The 20031-nt window shown below is 34.6% G+C and carries 18 protein-coding genes and 1 riboswitch; of the genes, 7 read left to right on the plus strand and 11 right to left on the minus strand.

Annotation, left to right across the window (positions count from 1 at the left end; genetic code table 11):
• Positions 1-49 precede the first annotated feature (49 nt).
• The 7 genes from metH to B2745_RS10925 all read right to left on the minus strand — a co-directional run bounded on the left by metH (position 50) and on the right by B2745_RS10925 (position 7384).
• Positions 50-3823, minus strand: coding sequence for a methionine synthase (gene metH / locus B2745_RS10895; RefSeq protein ID WP_304066382.1), 3774 nt, complete (start codon positions 3821-3823; stop codon positions 50-52).
• A 132-nt stretch (positions 3824-3955) separates the two neighbouring features.
• Positions 3956-4060: riboswitch (SAM riboswitch) on the minus strand.
• A gap of 206 nt (positions 4061-4266) precedes the next feature.
• Positions 4267-4833, minus strand: coding sequence for a hypothetical protein (locus B2745_RS10900; RefSeq protein WP_304066384.1), 567 nt, complete (start codon positions 4831-4833; stop codon positions 4267-4269).
• Between the two features lie 2 nt (positions 4834-4835).
• Positions 4836-5651: an N-acetylmuramic acid 6-phosphate etherase gene (gene murQ / locus B2745_RS10905; protein ID WP_304066386.1), complete on the minus strand. Its 816-nt coding sequence runs from the start codon at positions 5649-5651 to the stop codon at positions 4836-4838.
• Between the two features lie 233 nt (positions 5652-5884).
• Positions 5885-6172: a type II toxin-antitoxin system RelE/ParE family toxin gene (locus tag B2745_RS10910; RefSeq protein ID WP_304066389.1), complete on the minus strand. Its 288-nt coding sequence runs from the start codon at positions 6170-6172 to the stop codon at positions 5885-5887.
• The gene (locus B2745_RS10915) at positions 6159-6404 is read right to left on the minus strand and encodes a ribbon-helix-helix domain-containing protein (protein WP_026905445.1); all 246 of its coding nucleotides are present in this window, start codon (positions 6402-6404) and stop codon (positions 6159-6161) included. The genes B2745_RS10910 and B2745_RS10915 overlap by 14 nt, the downstream gene beginning before the upstream one ends.
• Before the next feature lie 327 nt (positions 6405-6731).
• Positions 6732-7145 (minus strand): type II toxin-antitoxin system VapC family toxin, encoded by a 414-nt coding sequence (locus tag B2745_RS10920; RefSeq protein WP_304066392.1) that lies wholly within the window; start codon positions 7143-7145, stop codon positions 6732-6734.
• On the minus strand, positions 7142-7384 hold the full coding sequence (locus B2745_RS10925) for a DUF6364 family protein (protein WP_304066395.1): 243 nt from the start codon (positions 7382-7384) through the stop codon (positions 7142-7144). The genes B2745_RS10920 and B2745_RS10925 overlap by 4 nt, the downstream gene beginning before the upstream one ends.
• Positions 7385-7888: 504 nt before the next feature.
• Between B2745_RS10925 and B2745_RS10930 the strand changes: the two genes are divergently transcribed.
• Positions 7889-9502: a S41 family peptidase gene (locus tag B2745_RS10930; RefSeq protein ID WP_304066397.1), complete on the plus strand. Its 1614-nt coding sequence runs from the start codon at positions 7889-7891 to the stop codon at positions 9500-9502.
• Between the two features lie 6 nt (positions 9503-9508).
• Here B2745_RS10930 and B2745_RS10935 read toward each other — a convergent pair whose 3' ends face one another.
• Positions 9509-9712, minus strand: coding sequence for a hypothetical protein (locus B2745_RS10935; protein WP_304066400.1), 204 nt, complete (start codon positions 9710-9712; stop codon positions 9509-9511).
• A gap of 94 nt (positions 9713-9806) precedes the next feature.
• Positions 9807-11108, minus strand: coding sequence for a ribosome biogenesis GTPase Der (gene der / locus B2745_RS10940; protein ID WP_304066403.1), 1302 nt, complete (start codon positions 11106-11108; stop codon positions 9807-9809).
• A 248-nt stretch (positions 11109-11356) separates the two neighbouring features.
• On the opposite strand from der, the gene B2745_RS10945 reads away from it, so the two are divergent.
• Positions 11357-12961: a S8 family peptidase gene (locus tag B2745_RS10945; RefSeq protein ID WP_304066406.1), complete on the plus strand. Its 1605-nt coding sequence runs from the start codon at positions 11357-11359 to the stop codon at positions 12959-12961.
• A gap of 141 nt (positions 12962-13102) precedes the next feature.
• On the opposite strand, the gene B2745_RS10950 is transcribed toward B2745_RS10945, so the two are convergent.
• Together B2745_RS10950 and B2745_RS10955 are read right to left on the minus strand one after the other, a co-directional pair.
• A complete protein-coding gene (locus B2745_RS10950; RefSeq protein WP_304066410.1) occupies positions 13103-13528 on the minus strand; it encodes a hypothetical protein in 426 nt (141 codons plus the stop codon).
• Positions 13529-13562: 34 nt separating this feature from the next.
• On the minus strand, positions 13563-13868 hold the full coding sequence (locus B2745_RS10955) for a hypothetical protein (protein ID WP_304066413.1): 306 nt from the start codon (positions 13866-13868) through the stop codon (positions 13563-13565).
• Positions 13869-14085: 217 nt separating this feature from the next.
• On the opposite strand from B2745_RS10955, the gene B2745_RS10960 reads away from it, so the two are divergent.
• The 5 genes from B2745_RS10960 to gldL all read left to right on the plus strand — a co-directional run bounded on the left by B2745_RS10960 (position 14086) and on the right by gldL (position 19995).
• Complete coding sequence (locus B2745_RS10960) at positions 14086-15771, plus strand: ShlB/FhaC/HecB family hemolysin secretion/activation protein (RefSeq protein WP_304066415.1); 1686 nt, start codon at positions 14086-14088, stop codon at positions 15769-15771.
• On the plus strand, positions 15771-16739 hold the full coding sequence (locus tag B2745_RS10965) for a DUF4271 domain-containing protein (RefSeq protein ID WP_304066417.1): 969 nt from the start codon (positions 15771-15773) through the stop codon (positions 16737-16739). Before B2745_RS10960 ends, B2745_RS10965 begins: the two co-directional genes overlap by 1 nt.
• Positions 16740-16749: 10 nt before the next feature.
• Entirely contained in the window at positions 16750-17517 is a 768-nt protein-coding gene (locus tag B2745_RS10970) for a uroporphyrinogen-III synthase (RefSeq protein ID WP_026905461.1), read from the plus strand.
• Positions 17518-17791: 274 nt separating this feature from the next.
• Positions 17792-19141, plus strand: a complete 1350-nt coding sequence (locus B2745_RS10975) for an SUMF1/EgtB/PvdO family nonheme iron enzyme (RefSeq protein ID WP_304066419.1) — start codon at positions 17792-17794, stop codon at positions 19139-19141.
• 44 nt (positions 19142-19185) lie between these two features.
• Positions 19186-19995, plus strand: a complete 810-nt coding sequence (gldL, locus tag B2745_RS10980) for a gliding motility protein GldL (protein ID WP_304066422.1) — start codon at positions 19186-19188, stop codon at positions 19993-19995.
• The last annotated feature ends 36 nt before the right edge of the window (positions 19996-20031 follow it).

Here is a 20031-nt window from a genome sequence, read left to right on the forward strand (position 1 = left end):
TCTAACCACCTAACCATCTAACCACCTAACAAACTAACCACCTAACAAACTAATACCCCAAATTCGGGTTCAACCACTTCTCGGCAGTTTCTAGGTCTAAGGCTTTTCTTTTAGCGTAATCTTCAACTTGGTCTTTGCCTATTTTACCTAAACCAAAGTATTTAGATTGAGGATGTGCAAAGTAAAATCCGCTTACTGCTGCTGTAGGATACATGGCTAAACTTTCTGTTAGCTTAATGCCGGTTGTTTGTGTAGCATCTAAAAGGTTAAATAAAGTAGCTTTCTCTGTATGATCTGGACAGGCAGGGTAACCCGGTGCTGGCCTAATACCTTGATATTTTTCTTTAATCAACGCTTCATTATCTAATTTTTCTTCCTTAGCATAAGCCCAATAGTCTTTACGAACCATTTCATGCAGCTTCTCTGCAAAAGCTTCTGCCAATCTATCGGCTAAAGCCTTCGTCATGATGCTGTTATAATCATCAAAATCGGCTTCAAATTTAGCTACCAGCTCATCGCAACCTAAACCTGTTGTAACCGCAAAACCTCCAAAATAATCTTGTAAACCTGTTTCTTTAGGTGCTATAAAATCTGCCAAAGCATAATAAGGTTCACCTTTTGGTTTTTCTGCTTGCTGACGTAAAGTGTGTATTTTGATGGTCTCTGGTGTTGTTTCTTCTTGCTCTTTTAACACACAACCTTCTTCTGTAAGTTGATATTGTAAATTAGGTAAAGGCTGATGAATGGTTAATTCAATATCATCATCACCAACAGTTGCGGCAGGCCAGAAACCAAATACAGCCCTTGCTTTTAATAATTTTTCATCAACAATACGTTTTAAAAGAACTTGAGCATCATCAAATAATTTCTTCGCCTCAATACCTACATATTTATCGTCAAAAATTTTAGGATAAGAACCTCTTAGCTCCCAGGTATGGAAGAAAGGAGACCAATCTATATAAGGAACAAGTTCTTCTAAAGGATAATCCTCAATAACTTTAGTGCCTGTAAAAGTTGGTGCAGCGGCAATAGGCTGAGACCAATCTATCTTGAACTTCTCTTTTCGGGCTTCTTCTATAGCAACTAAACTTTTATCAACCTTCTTTTTGTTATAATTATCTCGGGTTGTTTGGTAGTCTTCTTTAAGTTTTTGTTTGTAAGCTGTTTTGGTTTCAGGATTTAATAAATCGCTACAAACCGTTACACTTCTTGAAGCATCTAAAACATGTACAGTAGCGCCTTTATAATGTGGGTCTACTTTTACAGCAGTATGTATTCTTGAAGTAGTTGCACCACCAATTAATAAAGGAATATCAAAGCCTTCGCGTTCCATTTCTTTAGCGAAATGAACCATTTCATCTAAAGAAGGCGTGATTAAGCCGCTTAAGCCGATGATATCAACTTGGTGTTTTTTAGCTTCATCGATAATTTTAGCTGCAGGCACCATCACCCCTAAATCAATAATTTCGAAGTTATTACAAGCCAATACAACACCCACGATATTTTTTCCAATATCATGAACATCGCCTTTTACGGTTGCTAATAATACTTTTCCGGCAGAACTGCTTTCGCCTTCAACTTTTCCTGCTTCTATGTAAGGCATGAGTATGGCAACGGCTTTTTTCATTACCCTGGCAGATTTTACTACCTGCGGTAAAAACATTTTTCCTTCGCCAAATAAATCACCTACAATGCCCATTCCGTCCATTAAAGGGCCTTCAATAACATCTAAAGGTTTGGCGTATTTTAAACGAGCTTCTTCAACATCAGTATCTAAATAATCTATAATACCTTTTATCAAAGAGTGTGATAATCTTTCTTCTACAGTTCCTTTGCGCCATTCTTCATCTTTAACCAGTACTTTGCCTTTATTTTTAACGGTTTCTGCATATTCTACTAGAATTTCAGTAGCATCTGGTCTGCGGTTTAAAAGCACATCCTCAACTTTTATTAAAAGTTCTGGTTCAATTTCTTCATATACTTCCAGCATCCCAGCGTTAACAATACCCATATCTAAACCTGCTTTAATAGCATGGTATAAAAATGCGGAGTGCATAGCCTCACGTACCGGATTGTTCCCACGGAAAGAGAAAGAAATATTAGAAACGCCACCACTTACTTTAGCATGAGGAAGATTTTGCTTAATCCAACGGGTAGCCTCAATAAAATCAACAGCGTAATTGTTATGCTCTTCTAAACCTGTAGCTACGGTTAAAATATTAGGGTCGAAAATAATGTCTTGCGGAGGAAAATTAACCTCGTTAACCAAAATATCATAAGAACGCTTGCAAATCTCTTTTCTACGTTCTAGGTTATCGGCTTGGCCATTTTCGTCAAAAGCCATCACTACGGCCGCAGCGCCATATTGCTTGATTTTATGAGCATATTCTTTAAACTTCTCTTCGCCTTCTTTAAGAGAGATAGAGTTTACGATACCTTTTCCTTGTAAACATTTTAAACCAGCTTCTATAACTGTCCACTTAGAAGAGTCTACCATGATGGGCAGCTTACTGATATCAGGCTCGGCACCAATGAGGTTTAAAAACTTGGTCATGGCAGCTTCAGAATCAAGCATACCTTCATCCATGTTTACATCGATGACTTGCGCACCGCCTTCTACCTGCTGACGAGCAACGGACAATGCACCTTCAAAATCTCCGCTTAAAATAAGCTTAGCAAATTTTGGTGAACCTGTTACGTTGGTACGCTCTCCAACGTTTACAAAATTGGTTTGAGCGGTAATATTAAAAGCTTCTAAGCCTGATAATCTTAAATAAGGCGCTTGTTGCTGAGGTACTCTTGCTGGATGTTGAGCAGCAAAGTTTGCCATTTTTTGGATATGGTCTGGCGTAGTACCACAACAGCCACCAATAATATTGATAAAGCCTGAGGCTAAGAAATCATTTACCAAAGCAGCAGTTTCATCAGGTGTTTCGTCATAAGCGCCAAACTCGTTAGGTAAGCCAGCATTTGGGTAAGCAGAAACAAAAACATCAGCAATTTCTGAAAGCTCTTGTACGTAAGGACGCATTTCTTTAGCGCCTAAAGCACAGTTTAAGCCTATAGATAAAATATCAGCATGCCGAACGGAATTCCAAAATGCTTCTACTGTTTGGCCAGATAATGTTCTCCCAGAAGCATCTGTAATGGTTCCAGAAATCATGATTTCGAGCCTCACCCCCAACCCCTCTCCAAAGGAGAGGTGAGACTGGTTGGCTAACTTATCGTTTAATTCTTTTTCGTAGCGTTTGATAGCAAAAATTGCAGCTTTTGCATTTAAAGTATCAAATATGGTTTCTATCAATAATACATCAGCACCGCCATCTACCAAACCTCTTACTTGTTCATAATAACATTCTTCTAAATAGTCAAAAGTTATCGCTCTAAAACCAGGGTCGTTAACATCCGGAGAGATAGATAAAGTACGATTGGTAGGGCCTATGGCACCAGCTACAAAACGTGGTTTATCAGGGTTTTTAGCTGTAAATGCTAAGGCAACTTCTTTAGCTATTCTAGCACCTTCATAGCTCATTTCATAAGAAAGATCTTCCATCTGATAATCAGCCATAGAAATACGCTGCGTACTGAAAGTATTGGTTTCAATAATATCTGCCCCAGCTTCTAGATAAGCTGCGTGGATGGCTTTGATAACATCAGGACGGGTAATATTAAGTAAATCGTTATTTCCCTTTACATCGCAAGGATGGTTTTTGAATCTTTCGCTTCTAAAATCTTCCTCCGTTAGGTTATAACGCTGAATCATGGTACCCATGGCACCATCTATCACCAAAATTCTCTTTTTTAATTCTTCTCTGATATTCATTTTATCGTATTGCGTAGAACGTATTGCGAAGTGCGAATAAACGTAATTGAATGGTTCTCAATACGCAATACTCACATCTCAATACTCATTAGCTTATTTTGAAAAGTCAGGATTTTTTAACGTTTAGACTTTCACTTATCTTTCCTAGAGTTGCACCCTAAGTAGAATGTAGCACCTTGTAAGCACAGGTTGCTAAGACTTCGCAGGGTCTAATCCCTCCGTCTTTCTCTATAAGCGCTGCAAAAATGATGATATTTTTGCTCAAAAGCAAATATTGTTTAGCCTCACCCTCAATCCCTCTCCGAAGGAGAAGGAAGCGCAGGAGATAGTTTAAGGGATATAAACAACTAAATGATAAAATCCAATGAAGAGCCGGTTGATAAGAGCTCCCTCTCCTTTGTCCCGAAGGGACTCCTTTGGAGGAGAGGGCTGGGGTGAGGCTTTTAACTCAACCTTTTTGTCAACTGTTCTTCAACACGTTTGAAAAACTGTAAAGGTTTTAATTGTCTCCAGCTTAAATCGTCTAACTCGCCTCCAAAATTGATATAATAATCTATGTTATTGGTTTTAAATTCATCAATCACATGAGGTCTAAAATTAACACCTGCAATCCATCCGTCTTCTACATCCTGAAACCATTCTTCATAATAACAATCATCAGAAGAATGGAAATTTAAAACGTTTTCCCCAACCAGAATAAACTTGTTAATACCCTCATCCATAATGCTTTCTAGAATTTCTCTCTTTAAAAGCATAATATCATTGTTGATGGCATCATTCCACTCGCCAATAAATTCTATAATGGCGTATTGGCGGTCATAATCAACAAATAAAACTTTTAGATACAGGGTGTTAGACCCAAAAGTATCCCACTGTGGGTGAAGTAAATAATTATAGATTTGTTTATCGTAATAAAACTCGTTGTATTGGGTTTCATAAAAGGGAGACCTTTCATCCTCTGCTGCTATATAATCATCCCTCCACTTAAAATAAGGCTCTATTTCATGCATAACTATTGTAAAGATGTTAAAAAAGCTTCAACAGCTTTTCTAACGTTTCCATATTTTTTTAATAAGTAAGCTGCTTCCTGTTCGTCTAAACTAGTTTCTTCCATCACCATGCGTGTTCCTCTATCCACAAGTTTATTATTGGTTAACTGCATATCAACCATTTTGTTGCCTTTTACTTTACCTAATTTTATCATCAACGAAGTACTCAGCATATTTAAAACCAGTTTTTGTGCGGTACCTGCTTTCATACGGGTAGAGCCTGTTAAAAACTCTGGGCCAACAATTACTTCAATGGGGTATTTGGCTTCTTTGGCAATGCTGCTTTGGTGGTTACAAACAATACAACCGGTTAAAATGCCATGTTGGTTTGCTGCTTTTAATCCACCTAAGACGTATGGTGTTTCTCCAGAAGCGGCAATCCCTACCAGGGTATCTAATGCGTTAATTTTATAGTCTTTTAAGTCTTCCCAAGCTTGCTCGGTATGGTCTTCAGCAAATTCAACAGCTTTTCTGATAGCGCTATCGCCACCTGCAATAATACCGATAACGGTTTCGAAATCTACACCAAAAGTTGGTGGGCATTCAGAAGCATCAACAACACCTAATCTGCCACTGGTGCCGGCTCCGATATAAAATAAGCGACCACCTTTTTTCATCTTCTCTAACGCAGCGTTAGCCAAATTTTCTATTTGGGGCAATGCTTTTTTAACTGCAAAAGGAACTGTTTGGTCTTCTTTATTGATGTTCTGTAGAATGTCTTTAACAGACATCTGATCTAAATCATGATATAAAGAGGTTGATTCGGTGGTTTTACTCATAACGCATTAAGGTGGGCGTAAATGTCGGTAAATAATCAGTTTTATCGAAAAAAATGTTTGCTTTTATAGATAAATGGTTAACAGGATGTTGTGGTAGTTGAGGATAGCCTGTTAAAGTGTTAAAAATTTAAGATGCTATGAAGTAATTATCCGAATTTATGAATCGAAGAGTGAATTTTTGGATGGGCTATAAAATGGGGAAACTTAGAAAATTGGGAACAGTATTTTTTCTACTATAGGATATTATTTAAGTCTTGTCTACCAACAATTGCCATTATTTCAACCATATCATTACTTATCCTAAAGTAAATGCTATCTGATCCGCAAACACATCGCCTGTAACCTTTCTTAATGTAATCAACCGTTTCAAAAGAAAATGGTGTTTGGGCAATTATTTCAAAGTATTCAAAAAAGATATTAAAATATTTGTCAGCTTGAGAAAGTCCGAATTTTTCAACACCATAATGATGAATACGAATCAAATCTTCTTTAGCTTCAATACTTAATCTATACTTGACCATTAAGTAAAGATTTTGATTGACTTAAAATCTCTTCTTTTGTATCTTCGGTGAAACCACTTTTCTCTGATTGATTAAGTTTCGCTCTAATCCAATCAATTTGCACTTGTTGTTTTCTGGCTTGTCTAATTAAATCGTTGATGAGCTCACTTTTACTAGAATATTCCTGATTTTCTAATTGAGTTTTCAACCACTCATCATTTGGTTTTGTAAAAGATATGCTTTGCCTCGCCATATTTTTTTTATTTTGATGTAAATTTACATCAAATATGAATCAGACACAAATTTTTTAATTATTGGCGCTGACTATTGGTTATGGAATTGCTTAAGATGTTGTATCTGGAAAGTTTTGAAGCCTTATCTTAATAACAACTATTAATTTGCAACTACTGACAAAAGGAGCGTACACATACATGCTCGAATAATATCTTAATTTGCTACACAAATAATGAACCGCTGTATATGAGACCTGTACGTACAGTGGTGTTGTATGAACCTGATAGGTTTAGGAGTAGACTATGATCACGCATACTATTTTATTCGTGTCATAAGAAGGCTTTCTTCATAATTTAAGACAGAATTCATCTGGAGGCAAAACTAGTATCTCACAGTTTTTGAAGTCTTTAATATTGCGGGTAACTATGCAATCTATTTTTTCTATAGATGATGCGCATAATATTTGAATTGCATCTTCAAAGTCTTTGTGCTTAGAACGTAGTCCTTTTTTTAAAATATCAATATTCACAGGTTCAACCGTTAAATAATCCAATAGATTATATAACACTTCACGTAATGCTTTTTCATCGAGATATTTTTTTAGTAAATAGTGGGTCGTAGCAATTGAATGAGAAGAGGTAAATATTTTAATTTTCTTCGCTTCTGCATTACTAAATATCTCGATAGCATATTTACTGAAAGGTCTTCTGTCTGCAATGAGGTCTACAATGATATTAGTATCAAGAAATACCTTTTTCATAAGTGCTTTTTTTCTAAATAAGAGCGTAACTCTTTCTTTTCATCAAAGTTTTTTGGAAGTTTAACTGCTCCTACAATTTTTTTAAGTTTCGGTGAGAGATTATCTTGGTCATTTTCTTGAGTTATGGTCTCCAAATAATTTTCAATAAGTTCAGATAAACTTCTTCCTGTATTTTTGGCGTAAGATTTCGCTCTATCAATAATTGATTTTTCTACTGTTAAAGTTAACTTAGTTGTCATGGTACGTATGTTTTTTACAAAAGTACGTACTCGTCGTTGAAATTCCAAAAGCCACTATTAAAGTTGATTTGTTGTATCTGAGAAGTTCCGAAGATTTTCTCCTAAGCCCATTAAGGCTAAACTCATCCATACACCTTAGCTTCCTATTAAATTATGATATACTAACTCGTAAATCACAGGTTATTTATAGGGTTAATAATATAGTAAGCACCCTGTTATGACCCTGTTAGAACCCTGTTAGTACCCTGTTAGTAGTGGTTTAAATATAATGTTGTTACGATTAAAAATTCTGTTATAGTTGATGCTAATTTACCATCAAGAAAAAATCTAAGATTTAAAAAATTAAGGATACAGAATGGCAATAAACGCCTGAATGTTGTGTCTTGGTTTGGTTAGCTGTGGCATACTTTGATTTCTACAAAAAAAATGATGATTTTTTACAGATAAATAGATAAAATTTCTGTTTTCTAATGGTTTAGTCATTACATTTGTTCCAATAATTCCATGAAATCTTTAACGAAAAACTTTTTATTCTTTTTTTCTGTTCTGCTGATTTTATTTCTTGGTTTTTTCCTGGGGACACAGTTCTCTATTGACAAAAATGGCAATGGTGTAATTGCTTTTGATTTTAGCAAAAGCAATAAAGTAAATCGCATTTTAAACCTTATCAGGAAAAACTATGTAGACTCTGTTAACATAGATTCTATGGAGAATTTAGCTATTCATGAAATTCTCAAAAATTTAGATCCACACTCTTTATACTTACCACCTGTACAAGCAAAAGCACAAACAGAAAATTTAGAAGGTAATTTTGAAGGGATAGGGATTGAATACTATTTACTGTCTGATACTTTGTTTGTAACACAAGTGAGGCCGCAAGGACCGGCAGAAAAAGCTGGTTTGCAAAAAGGAGATAAAATTATTGCCGTTAACGGCGAGTATGTAACCGGAAAGGGTTTGTTGGCAGAAAATGTAATCAGTAAACTGAGAGGGAAAAAGGGCAGCAGGGTAAAAGTAACGGTTATTAGAAACGGTAAAGGCAATATTCAGGAGTTAGAAATTGTTAGAGACCGCATTATCGTAAGCAGTATTGATGTTGCTTATTTGATGAATAAGCAAACAGGTTTTATTAAAATCAGCAAGTTTGGAGCCAATACCGATGAAGATTTTATTGCCGAATTAGAAAAACTCACCAAAAAAGGAATGAAAAATCTGATTTTGGATTTAAGAGGTAATGGTGGTGGTTATCTAACATCGGCTACAGCCTTGGCAGACCAATTTTTACCCGATGGAAAATTGATTGTTTATACCAAAGGTTTACACGAGCCCCGTACAGATTACTTAGCCACTACTGATGGTTTATTTGAGAAAGGTCAGTTGGTAGTTTTAATAGATGAAGGAACAGCATCTGCCAGTGAAGTTGTGGCTGGGGCTATACAAGATTTGGATAGAGGTTACATCATAGGAAGAAGGTCTTTTGGTAAAGGCCTAGTACAAGAGCAGTTTTCTTTTGAAGATGGTTCTGCCATGAATTTAACCGTAGCTCGATACTTTACACCATCAGGAAGATCTATCCAAAAATCTTATGATAAAGGTGTGGCTGATTATAAGGAAGAGCTTAAAAAACGTTTTGAGCGTGGCGAGTATGTTTCTATTGATAGCGCATTAAAAGATTCGGCTTTTGTAAAATCCAATAAACCTTATAAAACGGAAAAAGGTAGGTTGGTATATGGTGGTGGCGGTATCATGCCAGATTATTTTGTGCCTTTAGATACTTCTTATTATAATGCTTTTTATAAGCAGGTCTCAGAAGCTTCTATACTTCAGGAGTTTGTGTACAGAAATCTTATCTATCAAGATATTTTACCTTATAAAAACGCTTTCGAGTTTACCCAAAACTACAAGCTTAGTGATAATCACATCAAAAGCTTAATCAAGTTTATTAAGAATAGAAATATCAAAGCAAAGCAAGAAGATATACTTAAAGCGATGCCTAAGTTTAAGAAAGATATCAAGGCGATATTAGCTCGTTATTATTTCCAGGAAGAAGGCTTTTACCAAGTTGTTAATAATCAAGAACCTTATGTAAATAAGGCTTTAGAACTGCTGAATAAGTAAATCTATTTATTTTACGATACTATCTGCGGTAGCAACAGAATCTGTAGCTACGTTGTCTAGTGCTAAAGAATCTTTTAAAGCATCTTGTAATAAAGAATCTGCTTTAGCCTGATTTAAGGAGTCTATTTGTTCATCTGTTTTAACTTCCTGATGACAAGCAGTACCTGCAAATCCAATAACTAAAGTAATTATCCAAAATAACTTTTTCATCTATTTTATCTTTTTTAAAAGCCCTAAGTGATAGTATACCTTTTATATTTAGCATCATGTTTTTCATGATGCTAAACTTTAGGCTTTATGTTGATTATTTTTGTCTAAAGAATATTTGAATAGGAACACCAGAAAAATCAAAATGTTCTCTCAATTTATTCTCCACAAATCTTTTGTAAGGTTCTTTAATGTATTGTGGTAAATTACAGAAAAAGGCAAACATTGGTGATGAAGCATTAATCTGTGTGATGTATTTAATCTTGATGTGTTTACCCTTTATAGCCGGTGGAGGTGTTTTTTCTATAATAGGTAATAAAATATCATTCAGTTTAGAAGTAGGTATTTTCTTGGTTTTATTTTCAAAAACCTTCACTGCTGCTTCTACTGTTTTAAATATCCTTTGTTTTTCTGTTACCGATGTAAAGATGATAGGAATGTCTGTAAAAGGAGCTATTTTTTCGTGAATTTTAGCTTCAAAAGCCTTTGCTGTTTTATGGTCTTTTTCTATCACATCCCATTTATTAATCACCAATACCAAGCCTTTTTTGTTTTTCTCGGCTAAATGGAAAATATTAATATCCTGAGATTCTATACCTTCTGCAGCATCAATCATTAAAATGACAACATCGGCTTCTTCTAAAGCTTTAATGGTTCTCATTACCGAGTAAAACTCGATATTCTCTCTAACCTTGGTTTTTTTACGCAATCCGGCAGTGTCTATCAACATAAACTCATGTCCAAATTGGTTGTAATGGATATGTATCGAGTCTCTGGTTGTACCAGCAATATCGGTCACAATGTTTCTGTCTTTACCAATTAAAGCATTAATCATAGATGATTTACCTACGTTTGGCCTGCCTACAATGGCAAATTTTGGTAAGCTATCGCTTTCTTCAATATCGTCTTCCAGGTGTTTAGCAACTTCGTCTAATAAATCTCCGGTACCAGAGCCAGACATAGAAGAAATACAATAAATTTCGCCTAAACCAAAGCTGTAAAACTCGGTAGCGTCTGATTGTAGTTGGTAATTATCAACCTTATTTACAGCAACCAAAACAGGTTTATTGCTTTTACGTAAAACGCTTGCAATTTCATCATCTAAATCTGTAATGCCTGTGGTAACATCAACCATAAAAATAATAACGGTTGCTTCCTCAATAGCAATTAAGACCTGCTCGCGTATGGCAGCTTCAAATACATCCTCAGAGTTTGCTACATAACCTCCGGTATCTATAACAGTAAAGTTTTTATTGGTCCATTCTGCAAGGCCATAATGGCGGTCTCTGGTTACGCCGCTCATATCATCAACTATGGCTTTGCGGGTTTCTGTTAGCCTATTGTATAAAGTTGATTTTCCCACGTTCGGTCTCCCGACGATCGCTACTATATTACTCATATCTGATTGTTTTTCCCAGCCTTATCTTGCCGGCATAATTTTTTAATGGGGCAAAGGTAGCTAAAAAATCCCGAACGCCGCTGAGGCACCTTGCTTATACCCTTGGTTTTAAGTCTTATCTTAATTATTAAAGCCCATAATAGTAACAATTTTGCTGTATGGTGTAATTTTAAGCGAGATTAATAGTTTAAATAAAAATTTAAAAACATATTCGTTATTTTTCCGAAATCTAAAAATTAAAATCATATATGAGAACTATAAAAAGGCAGGTGATGAAGACGATAGGATTACTGGCGCTGTTAGTAATGCCGGCCTTTCTTCAAGCACAAAAGACAGAAAAAACAGACTGGTACAACAAAGATTTACAAAAAGATGGCTCTTTTGGGATAAGTGCAGACAAAGCTTATCAGGAAATTTTGAAAGGTAAAAAATCTACCCCGGTAATTGTAGCTGTTTTAGACGGTGGAGTAGATACTACCCATGAAGATTTAAAGTCTGTCTTATGGCAAAATAAATTAGAAATAGCAGGTAATGGTATAGATGATGACAAAAATGGCTATGCCGATGATTTGCGTGGGTGGAATTTTATGGGTTCTGCTAAAGGAAATGTAGAGTTTGACAATATGGAGTTGGTAAGGGTTTTATTAAGGGATATGGAGAAATTTGATGGAAAAGACTCTAACCAAGTACGTAAAGCAGAATTACCGGCTTTAAGGGCTTATCAAAAGAACCTGAGTATTTATAATCAAAAAAAGCGTAAAGCAGAGCAAGAGTATTTTATGCTATACTCTGTAAAGAAAACCGTTGATTCTCTAATAGCCTTTACAGGTAAAGAAAAGCCAACTTTAGAAGATTTTAAAGCTGTAAATCCCACTTCTAAACAGCAAGAACAAATCAAAAAACTCATCCTGATTAATATGAAGGCTAGTAAAAGTGATGACTTTCAGGATTTTTATGAGCAAGAGTTAGCTAAAGGTGTAAAATATTATTACGAGCAATTGTATTATCACCTCAATATGGCTTATAATTCTAGAACCATTGTAGGTGATAATTATCAAAATAGCTACGAAAAAAGCTATGGTAATTTAGATGTGATGGGCCCCGATGCTGAGCATGGAAGCCATGTAGCCGGTATTATTGCTGCCGATAGAACTAACAATAAAGGCATTAGAGGCGTTGCAGATCATGTAAGTATTTTGGCTGTAAGAACAGTGCCTAATGGAGATGAAAGAGATAAAGATGTAGCTAACAGCATTATTTATGCTGTAGACAATGGCGCAAAAGTTATCAATATGAGTTTTGGTAAAACCCATAGCTGGGATAAAGAAGCGGTAGATAAAGCGGTACAATATGCCATGAAAAAAGATGTTTTACTGGTACATGCTGCTGGTAATGATAATAAAAATCTCGATTTAGAACGTGTATACCCTAACAGGTTTTTTGGTAACGGTAAAACTGCCCAAGCATGGATAGAAGTTGGTGCTTCTGATGCTAAAAATGATAAAACCTTAAAAGCCAGTTTTTCTAATTATGGTAAAACAACCGTTGATGTTTTTGCACCTGGTGTTGATATCAATTCTACCGTACCGGGCTCTTTATACAAAGCAAATAGTGGTACCAGCATGGCGGCACCTGTAGTAAGTGGTTTAGCGGCTTTAATAAGATCTTATTATCCTTCCCTAACAGCTGTACAGGTTAAAGATATCATCATGAAATCTGTGGTAAAAGTTAATCAGGATGTAGAATTTTTAGTTGACGGGAAAAAAGTAAAAATGCCTTTTGCTGATTTAAGTATTTCTGGTGGAATTGTTAATGCTTATCAAGCCTTGAAATTGGCTGAGACTTATAAATAGGCTTCATAATTTAACAAATGATTAAACCCAAGAATAGAAGATGTTTGCACTTTCAGATTCTTGGGTTTTATTATAAATAGAAAGATGTTTTTAGAGCGCAGCGCAGCCAGAGATATAAATTTTACACAGATTAAGTACTTTTTAATGTTCTATTTTTGGAAAGTCTGTATAGTCTTTGATATACTTTGTGAAATCTTGTCCAGAACACTCCACTTTCCCTTTATGATAAGAAAAATAAAATGTGATGTTTCCTTTTGCTTCTGAACCTACTTTGTTATTTTCAAAATGGTCAGGTAAATAATCTTGTCTAACTATAACAGGTTTTGACCACTCATCATTATGCCTAACAAGAAATATATAGTGAACCAAAATATTAGAAATATTACGCAGATTTTTAACAGAGACACTGAATTGTCCGCTAAAACTCCCTTGTCTTACTGTAGAAGTTGAAGTTTTAACTTGAACTCGTCTTAATGTGCCATTGTCGTCTTGAACAACAAAAATATCATCTCCAATATCAACCTCTGGAATGGCAACATTCCATCCCAACATTAGAAACTCCGACATTACATTTAGGTGTCCAGCCTTACCTAAGTATTGATTAAATTTTTTCGTCACGAGGTGTTAATTTATGTAAGATCTTTCCTGTTTGTGTGTCAATGAACAAAATTTCACCAAATTGATTTAAATCGTTTTCATTGTCAACGCCCAACAAAGCTGGATAAATATGGCTTTCAAGCTTACTTACATAAAATTCAAAATCGCTTTTTGTGTCATACCCAACGAAAATATTATTAGCTGGATAGGCATTAGGAAAAAGTCTTTTAATTAAATCTCGAATGGATGGTGTAATACTAAATGAGTATCCATCCATTTGCTTATTTACATTTATTTTGATTGCTTCCATGGTCAAAAAGTATTGTGTGTTAAAGATAAGAAAATTATAACTGAAATGAGGTTTCGCTAGCATTAAAGGCAATTGTTCTTTTTTGTATTCAGCTAGGGTTTAATACAATATCCTATCTCATACAATTCCTTTAATTAATCAGTATATCGAAGTTTTATGATTTCTATTTTTTTAGCTTAAAACCTTACTTTTACTATTCATAAGTACAAGAAGATAGATGTTAAGAAGAGTATGGTTTTTATTACTGCTTACTGTCCAATTACAGGCACAGGAAAAACCTTATCAACTTAAATTATCAGGATTTCCTGAGAAACATCAATCCCGTTTAGCAGATGCTTATGCAGACTCTTTAAGTACCATTAAGGCTGTAAATACGGTTATCAATCAATTACAGTTTAAAGGTTATTTTAACGCATCAGTTTTAAAATATTATTGGGATAATAAAGTGTTGCATGTTACCATGGAAGCAGGTAAGCCCTATCAAATGGCAAACTTAAGTAATGGTAATATACAGCCACAAGTTTTAGCAGAGATTAAATTTAGAGAAAAATTTTATCAGGACGAACTTTGGGATATTGGTCAGATAAATTCGGTTAAGGATGATATATTAAATTGGTACGAAAATCATGGTTATCCTTTTGCACAGGTTTGGTTAGATAGTATCAGCATCCAAAAGGAAAAAATAAGTGCAAAACTTTTTAGCATTCCAGGTACGAAAATTACCATTGACACCTTAAGGTTGGTAGGTTCTGCAAAAATTAATCCTAAGTATTTACATGCTTATCTGGGGTTTAAAGAAGGCGATTCTTATGATGAAACAAAAGTTATCAATATAGATAAACGCTTACAAGATTTATCTTTTGCCAAACAAGTTAAAGCTACAGAAATAATTTTTTCTGACGAATACGCTAAAATTAACATATTCTTAGATAAAGAGAATGCTAACCAATTTGATGGCGTTATTGGTTTCTTACCTAACAATACAACTGGTAAATTACAATTGACAGGAGATTTTAAGCTTAAATTACAGAATGCTTTTAAGCGTGGGGAGTTGCTAAACTTTAATTATCGCGGTTTACCGGCTCAATCTCAAGAACTTAATTTAAGCTTTGATTATCCCTACCTCTTAAATACTCAAATCGGTATATTTTCTAATATATCTTTTTTTAAGAGAGACAGCAGTTTTCTAAATCTTAATGCTCGTTTAGGTTTTGCTTATCAATATCAACTTGATAAAAGCTTTGGTTTTTTTGTAGAAAGTTTTACAGGCAATCAAGTTGCTAATGGGCTTAATCAAACTACCAATACAGCAGGAAATATCCGTACCATTTATTATGGTCTAGAAACAAATATCCAAAGCTTAAATAACAACATTATACCAACTAAAGGGTATAAAGTTTATTTAAACTTTGGCGCTGGTAAAAGAAATTTATCATCAGATACAATTCCTGTTAATGGGCGTAGTCAGTTCAAAATTCAGGCTGATTTAAATTATTATATTTATTTAAGTAAGCGGTCAAATATTTACCTGCATAACCAAAGTGCGTTTATAAGTGGTGATAATTTATTTGAGAATGAGCTTTTTAGAATAGGTGGCATTAAAACTTTTAGAGGTTTTGATGAGCAATCATTATTAGCAAGTACTTATAGTATTCAAACTTTTGAGTATAGATTTTTTTTAGAGCAGCGCTCTTTCTTGAATCTGTTTTATGAACAAGCTTATCTTCAATCAAATATCAATGCAAATCAACTAAAAGATTACCCATTTAGTTTTGGTGCAGGTTTTACTTTTCAAACTAAAGCGGGTATTGTATCTTTAAATTACGCTTTAGGGAAACAACAAAATAATCTTTTAAATTTGCAGAGAGGTAAAATCCATTTCGGTATTGTAAGTTATTTTTAATGTTGAAGTTTAGCTGTGTTTTTGTATGGTGTTTATGTTTAGCGTTTACGGTTCAGGGTAAGTTATCACAAGATAGTTTATCAAAAAAAACAGATAGCCTTAAAATAGCACAGTTTCAAAACTGGCGTCTTCAAGAAGCTCTGCTTAAAGCGCAACAAGCTAAAATAAGAGACTCTATTACGTGGTATTATTTAAATCCAAACCCCAAACGCGAAAATCTTTTTGTGCAGCAAATGCTCAAGAAATATGTGATAGCAGATTTGTATACCCATATTTTTGATGCAAAAAAATCAAAGAACGCAATATACGGCGTGGGTAAAACTATAACCAAGCTACATTACTGGGTTCTTTTTGTGATGCTAGGCTTATTGCTCTTATTTGCACTTTTAAAAAGGATATTTAGTAAAGAAACCGAGATGGTTTTCTCTGCTTTTTATGACAATAGAATACTGGCGCAAATAAATAAAGAAGAAAATATCTTTACTTCTTGGTTTTTCTTATTCTCTTACTTGCTCTATTCGTTAATTACAGGGTTATTTTTATACCTATTTATCGCTACACAAGGTACAGGCGTTTCTTTAACAGGCTTTTCGTTATTTTTAAGTGTCTCTTTTTATTTAGGTCTTTTTCTTGGTGTTAAAATATTGCTACTCAGGTTTATTGGGTTTGTTTTTGAGTTGGGTAAATTAGTGAGAGAATATGTTCATATCATTTACATTACTTTTTTTAATGTGGCCATACTATTTATTCCGCTCACGATCATTCTTATTTTAACGGTATATAAAGACAGTAATTGGATATTAGGTATTGCCGCAATGCTATTAAGCATCATTTTAATCGCTCAATTTTCAAGATTAGTAGTTCAAATCTTATCTAATTACAAACTTTCAAAGTTTTATTTAATTCTTTATCTTTGCGCCTTTGAAATTTGTCCAGTTTTAATCGTCATTAAGGCACTCAATATATAAAAGGAAGTTTATGCAATCTCAATTGGAAGACAGAAAGAAGAAGGTAAAAAGCATATTAGTTACTTTACCCGAGCCAGAGAGCAAAAAATCACCGTATTTTGATTTAGCAACTACTTTGAATTTAAAGATTGATTTTAGATCTTTTATCCATGTTGAAGGTGTTCCGGCAAAAGAAGTTAGAAAAGATAAAGTAAACCTTCCGGATTTTTCTGCTGTTATTCTTACCAGTAAAAATGCAGCCGATCATTTTTTTAGAGTTTGCGAAGAAATGAGGTATGAAGTACCTGCAGATTTAAAATATTTTTGTATATCAGAATCTATAGCACTTTATCTTCAAAAATATATACAATACAGAAAGCGAAAAATCTTTTTTGGCAAGCAAACACCAAAAGATTTGGCTGATGTACTTAAAAAACATAGTGGAGAAAAATTCTTGTACCCTTGTTCGGATGTTGCTGCAGAAGCAACCGAGGTTTTTTTAAGGTCTCAGGGGATTGATTTTACACCTGCCGTTTTATTTAAAACTGTGGTGTCAGATTTATCAGATTTGGCTGAGGTATATTACGATATTCTTGTTTTCTTTAGTCCTTCTAGTGTGCAATCATTGTTTACAAATTTCCCCAATTTTCAGCAAAATAATACTCGTATTGCCGCATTTGGTGCTACCACGCAAAAAGCAATATTAGATGCTGGTTTAATACTAGATATTGCCGCTCCAACACCACAGGCCCCATCTATGACCATGGCTATAGAACAATACATCAAGTCTTTAAAATAGGATGGACTAAATTTTGATACCTACCCAAACAATAAAAGTGGTTACGTTTTTTTGAAACTTTATACTAATAGCGCCGTAATACGGTACTAAAAGCATTCAAAGCTAGGCAGAAAATAGGTTAAGAATACTTAAGAAAGTCTTTTTTGACTTTATCTATAGCGTTATTTATTTGACAATAAAATGTTTTAAATAATTTTTTATTTTCAAATGGCTAATTTCTGTATATTAGAAACGTTTTTTGTAGCATTAAAAAAGAAAATAGAAGAAAACACGTATGAAGAGAGTATACTTATCATCCTTGATAGTATTATATATGGCTTTGGCAGGATGTAGTAGTGGGGGGCAAGGAGAGCTCATAGGCATCAAGGGAAAACCTTACAAGCAAGAGTTGCCATTTGGCATGGTTTACATACCCGCTGGTACATTTGTGATGGGGCAAGTAGATCAAGATGTTACTATTTCTCAGTTCCCTCAAAACAAGCAAGTTACCATTTCTGCCTTTTATATGGATGAAACAGAAATTTCTAACAGCGAATATAAGCAGTTTGTAAACTGGGTTCGAGATTCTATAGCTATAAATAGGCTAGGTACCAAAGCAGAAAAGTATATGCTTAAACCTAAAGGTAAAAGTGCTAACAACACCGATAAATATATAGATTGGAAAAAAGTTGGAACCGGAAAAAAAGGTTTATGGTCTGATAAAACGCTAGTAGAAGATCTTGAAAAAAACATGTTCTATCAAGGTAATGAGAAATTCTTCAACAAGAGAGAACTTAATGTAGAGCAGTTAAAATATAGTTATGCTTGGATAGATTACAGAAAAGCAGCAGATAGCCGTGGCGCCAGAGATCCTAATTTAAATAAAAATGGTATTTCTATAACAAGAGATAATTTTATTATAAAAGAAGAAGTTTATATCTATCCTGATACATTGGTTTGGATTTCAGACTTTTCTTATGCGCAAAATGATCCTATGGTAAAAGGATATTTCTCTCATCCGGCTTTTCTAAATTATCCTGTTGTTGGCGTAAGCTGGAAACAAGCTAAAGCATTTTCTGTTTGGCGCTCCAGATATAATGAAGCCTATAAAGCGTCTAGAGGATTACCTTCCAGACTAGATTATGATTTACCAACCGAAGCTCAATTTGAATATGCTGCCAGAGGCGGTAGAGTGGGAACCAGCTACCCTTGGGGAGGTCCTTATATTAGAAATGCTAAAGGCTGCTTATTGGCGAACTTTAAACCGGGTAGAGGTAATTATATAGATGATGGTGGCGCAACAACTGTTGCTGTTAGGTCTTATTTTCCTAACGATTACGGACTTTATAATATGGCAGGTAATGTTGCAGAATGGACAAGCTCTATTTATAATGATGTGGCTACGGCTTATGTTAATACTTTAAATCCTTCTTTTGATAGGGCTGTAAAAGAAGGAGATCCAGATTATAATAAAAGAAGAGTAATCAAAGGTGGGTCTTGGAAAGATATTGGGTATTTCTTACAAAACTCTGCCAGAGCTTACGAATATCCTGATTCTGTAAGATCTTCTATAGGTTTTAGATGTGTAACACCTTTTACAGGTAGAGACATTGCAGACAAACCGAACAAAAACAAACCTTACTAAATTATCAAAACACACTAAATCTAAAAATCCAAAACGTATTTAAAATGGCTCAAAAGAAGAAATTCAAAATCACACTTGATGCAATTATATCATGGGGTGCTACCGTTGTAATTATTGGTGCGATGTTTAAAATTTTGCACTTACCAGGTGGTGCTATCATTATTGGTATTGGTTTAGGTACAGAAGCCTTACTTTTCTTTATTATGGGTTTTGTTCCTCCTCATAAAGACCCAAAATGGGAGAAAGTTTATCCACAGCTATCAGAAGATTATGTTGGTGATTTACCAGATATGAATAAACCTGTTAAATTAAATGAGTTAGAAATAAAAGGTGGTGCAGCAGGCGGTGGAAGTTTCTTGCCAGACCTAAAAATAGGTGATGATGTTACAACTAAAATAAAAGAAGGTTTAGAAAACTTTAGTAATAAGGTAGCTGCTATCTCTAATGCAGCTGATGCATCTGTTACCACTAATGAATTTGCAGGTAAGTTAAAAGAAGCTTCTGCAAAAGCTGGGAATTTAAGTTTAGCTTTTGACCAAGCTGCAAGTGGTGTTAGCGAAATTGCTCAAGCTGCCCAACCATCAAAAGAGTATCACCATCAAATTAACAATTTGGGTAAAAATATTTCTGCACTTAATGCGGTATATGAATTAGAGTTGCAAGATTCTAGTGCTCATTTAAAATCAATGAATAAATTCTATCAGAACCTTTCACAAACCATGCAAAACTTTAATGAGTCTTTGGAGGATTCTAAGCAGTTTAAAGAAGAGGTGGGTAAGCTATCTAAAAATTTATCTAGCTTAAATGCGGTTTATGGTAATATGCTTTCTGCTATGAACCAGCCTAGAGCTTAATACGAGTTCATCATACAATTTATTCATCTGATCACT

The organism is Pedobacter glucosidilyticus (assembly GCF_002483235.1).
In the GTDB taxonomy this organism is placed as follows: domain Bacteria; phylum Bacteroidota; class Bacteroidia; order Sphingobacteriales; family Sphingobacteriaceae; genus Pseudopedobacter; species Pseudopedobacter glucosidilyticum_B.

Coding starts and splice junctions, on each gene's coding strand:
- B2745_RS10970 (WP_026905461.1), top strand. CDS start 16,750: ATGCAATCTCAATTGGAAGACAGAAAGAAGAAGGTAAAAAGCATATTA.
- B2745_RS10920 (WP_304066392.1), bottom strand. CDS start 7,145: ATGAAAAAGGTATTTCTTGATACTAATATCATTGTAGACCTCATTGCA.
- B2745_RS10975 (WP_304066419.1), top strand. CDS start 17,792: ATGAAGAGAGTATACTTATCATCCTTGATAGTATTATATATGGCTTTG.
- B2745_RS10930 (WP_304066397.1), top strand. CDS start 7,889: ATGAAATCTTTAACGAAAAACTTTTTATTCTTTTTTTCTGTTCTGCTG.
- B2745_RS10910 (WP_304066389.1), bottom strand. CDS start 6,172: ATGGTCAAGTATAGATTAAGTATTGAAGCTAAAGAAGATTTGATTCGT.
- B2745_RS10955 (WP_304066413.1), bottom strand. CDS start 13,868: ATGGAAGCAATCAAAATAAATGTAAATAAGCAAATGGATGGATACTCA.
- gldL (WP_304066422.1), top strand. CDS start 19,186: ATGGCTCAAAAGAAGAAATTCAAAATCACACTTGATGCAATTATATCA.
- B2745_RS10965 (WP_304066417.1), top strand. CDS start 15,771: ATGTTGAAGTTTAGCTGTGTTTTTGTATGGTGTTTATGTTTAGCGTTT.
- B2745_RS10935 (WP_304066400.1), bottom strand. CDS start 9,712: ATGAAAAAGTTATTTTGGATAATTACTTTAGTTATTGGATTTGCAGGT.
- B2745_RS10925 (WP_304066395.1), bottom strand. CDS start 7,384: ATGACAACTAAGTTAACTTTAACAGTAGAAAAATCAATTATTGATAGA.
- metH (WP_304066382.1), bottom strand. CDS start 3,823: ATGAATATCAGAGAAGAATTAAAAAAGAGAATTTTGGTGATAGATGGT.
- B2745_RS10950 (WP_304066410.1), bottom strand. CDS start 13,528: ATGTCGGAGTTTCTAATGTTGGGATGGAATGTTGCCATTCCAGAGGTT.
- B2745_RS10945 (WP_304066406.1), top strand. CDS start 11,357: ATGAGAACTATAAAAAGGCAGGTGATGAAGACGATAGGATTACTGGCG.
- der (WP_304066403.1), bottom strand. CDS start 11,108: ATGAGTAATATAGTAGCGATCGTCGGGAGACCGAACGTGGGAAAATCA.
- B2745_RS10915 (WP_026905445.1), bottom strand. CDS start 6,404: ATGGCGAGGCAAAGCATATCTTTTACAAAACCAAATGATGAGTGGTTG.
- murQ (WP_304066386.1), bottom strand. CDS start 5,651: ATGAGTAAAACCACCGAATCAACCTCTTTATATCATGATTTAGATCAG.
- B2745_RS10900 (WP_304066384.1), bottom strand. CDS start 4,833: ATGCATGAAATAGAGCCTTATTTTAAGTGGAGGGATGATTATATAGCA.
- B2745_RS10960 (WP_304066415.1), top strand. CDS start 14,086: ATGTTAAGAAGAGTATGGTTTTTATTACTGCTTACTGTCCAATTACAG.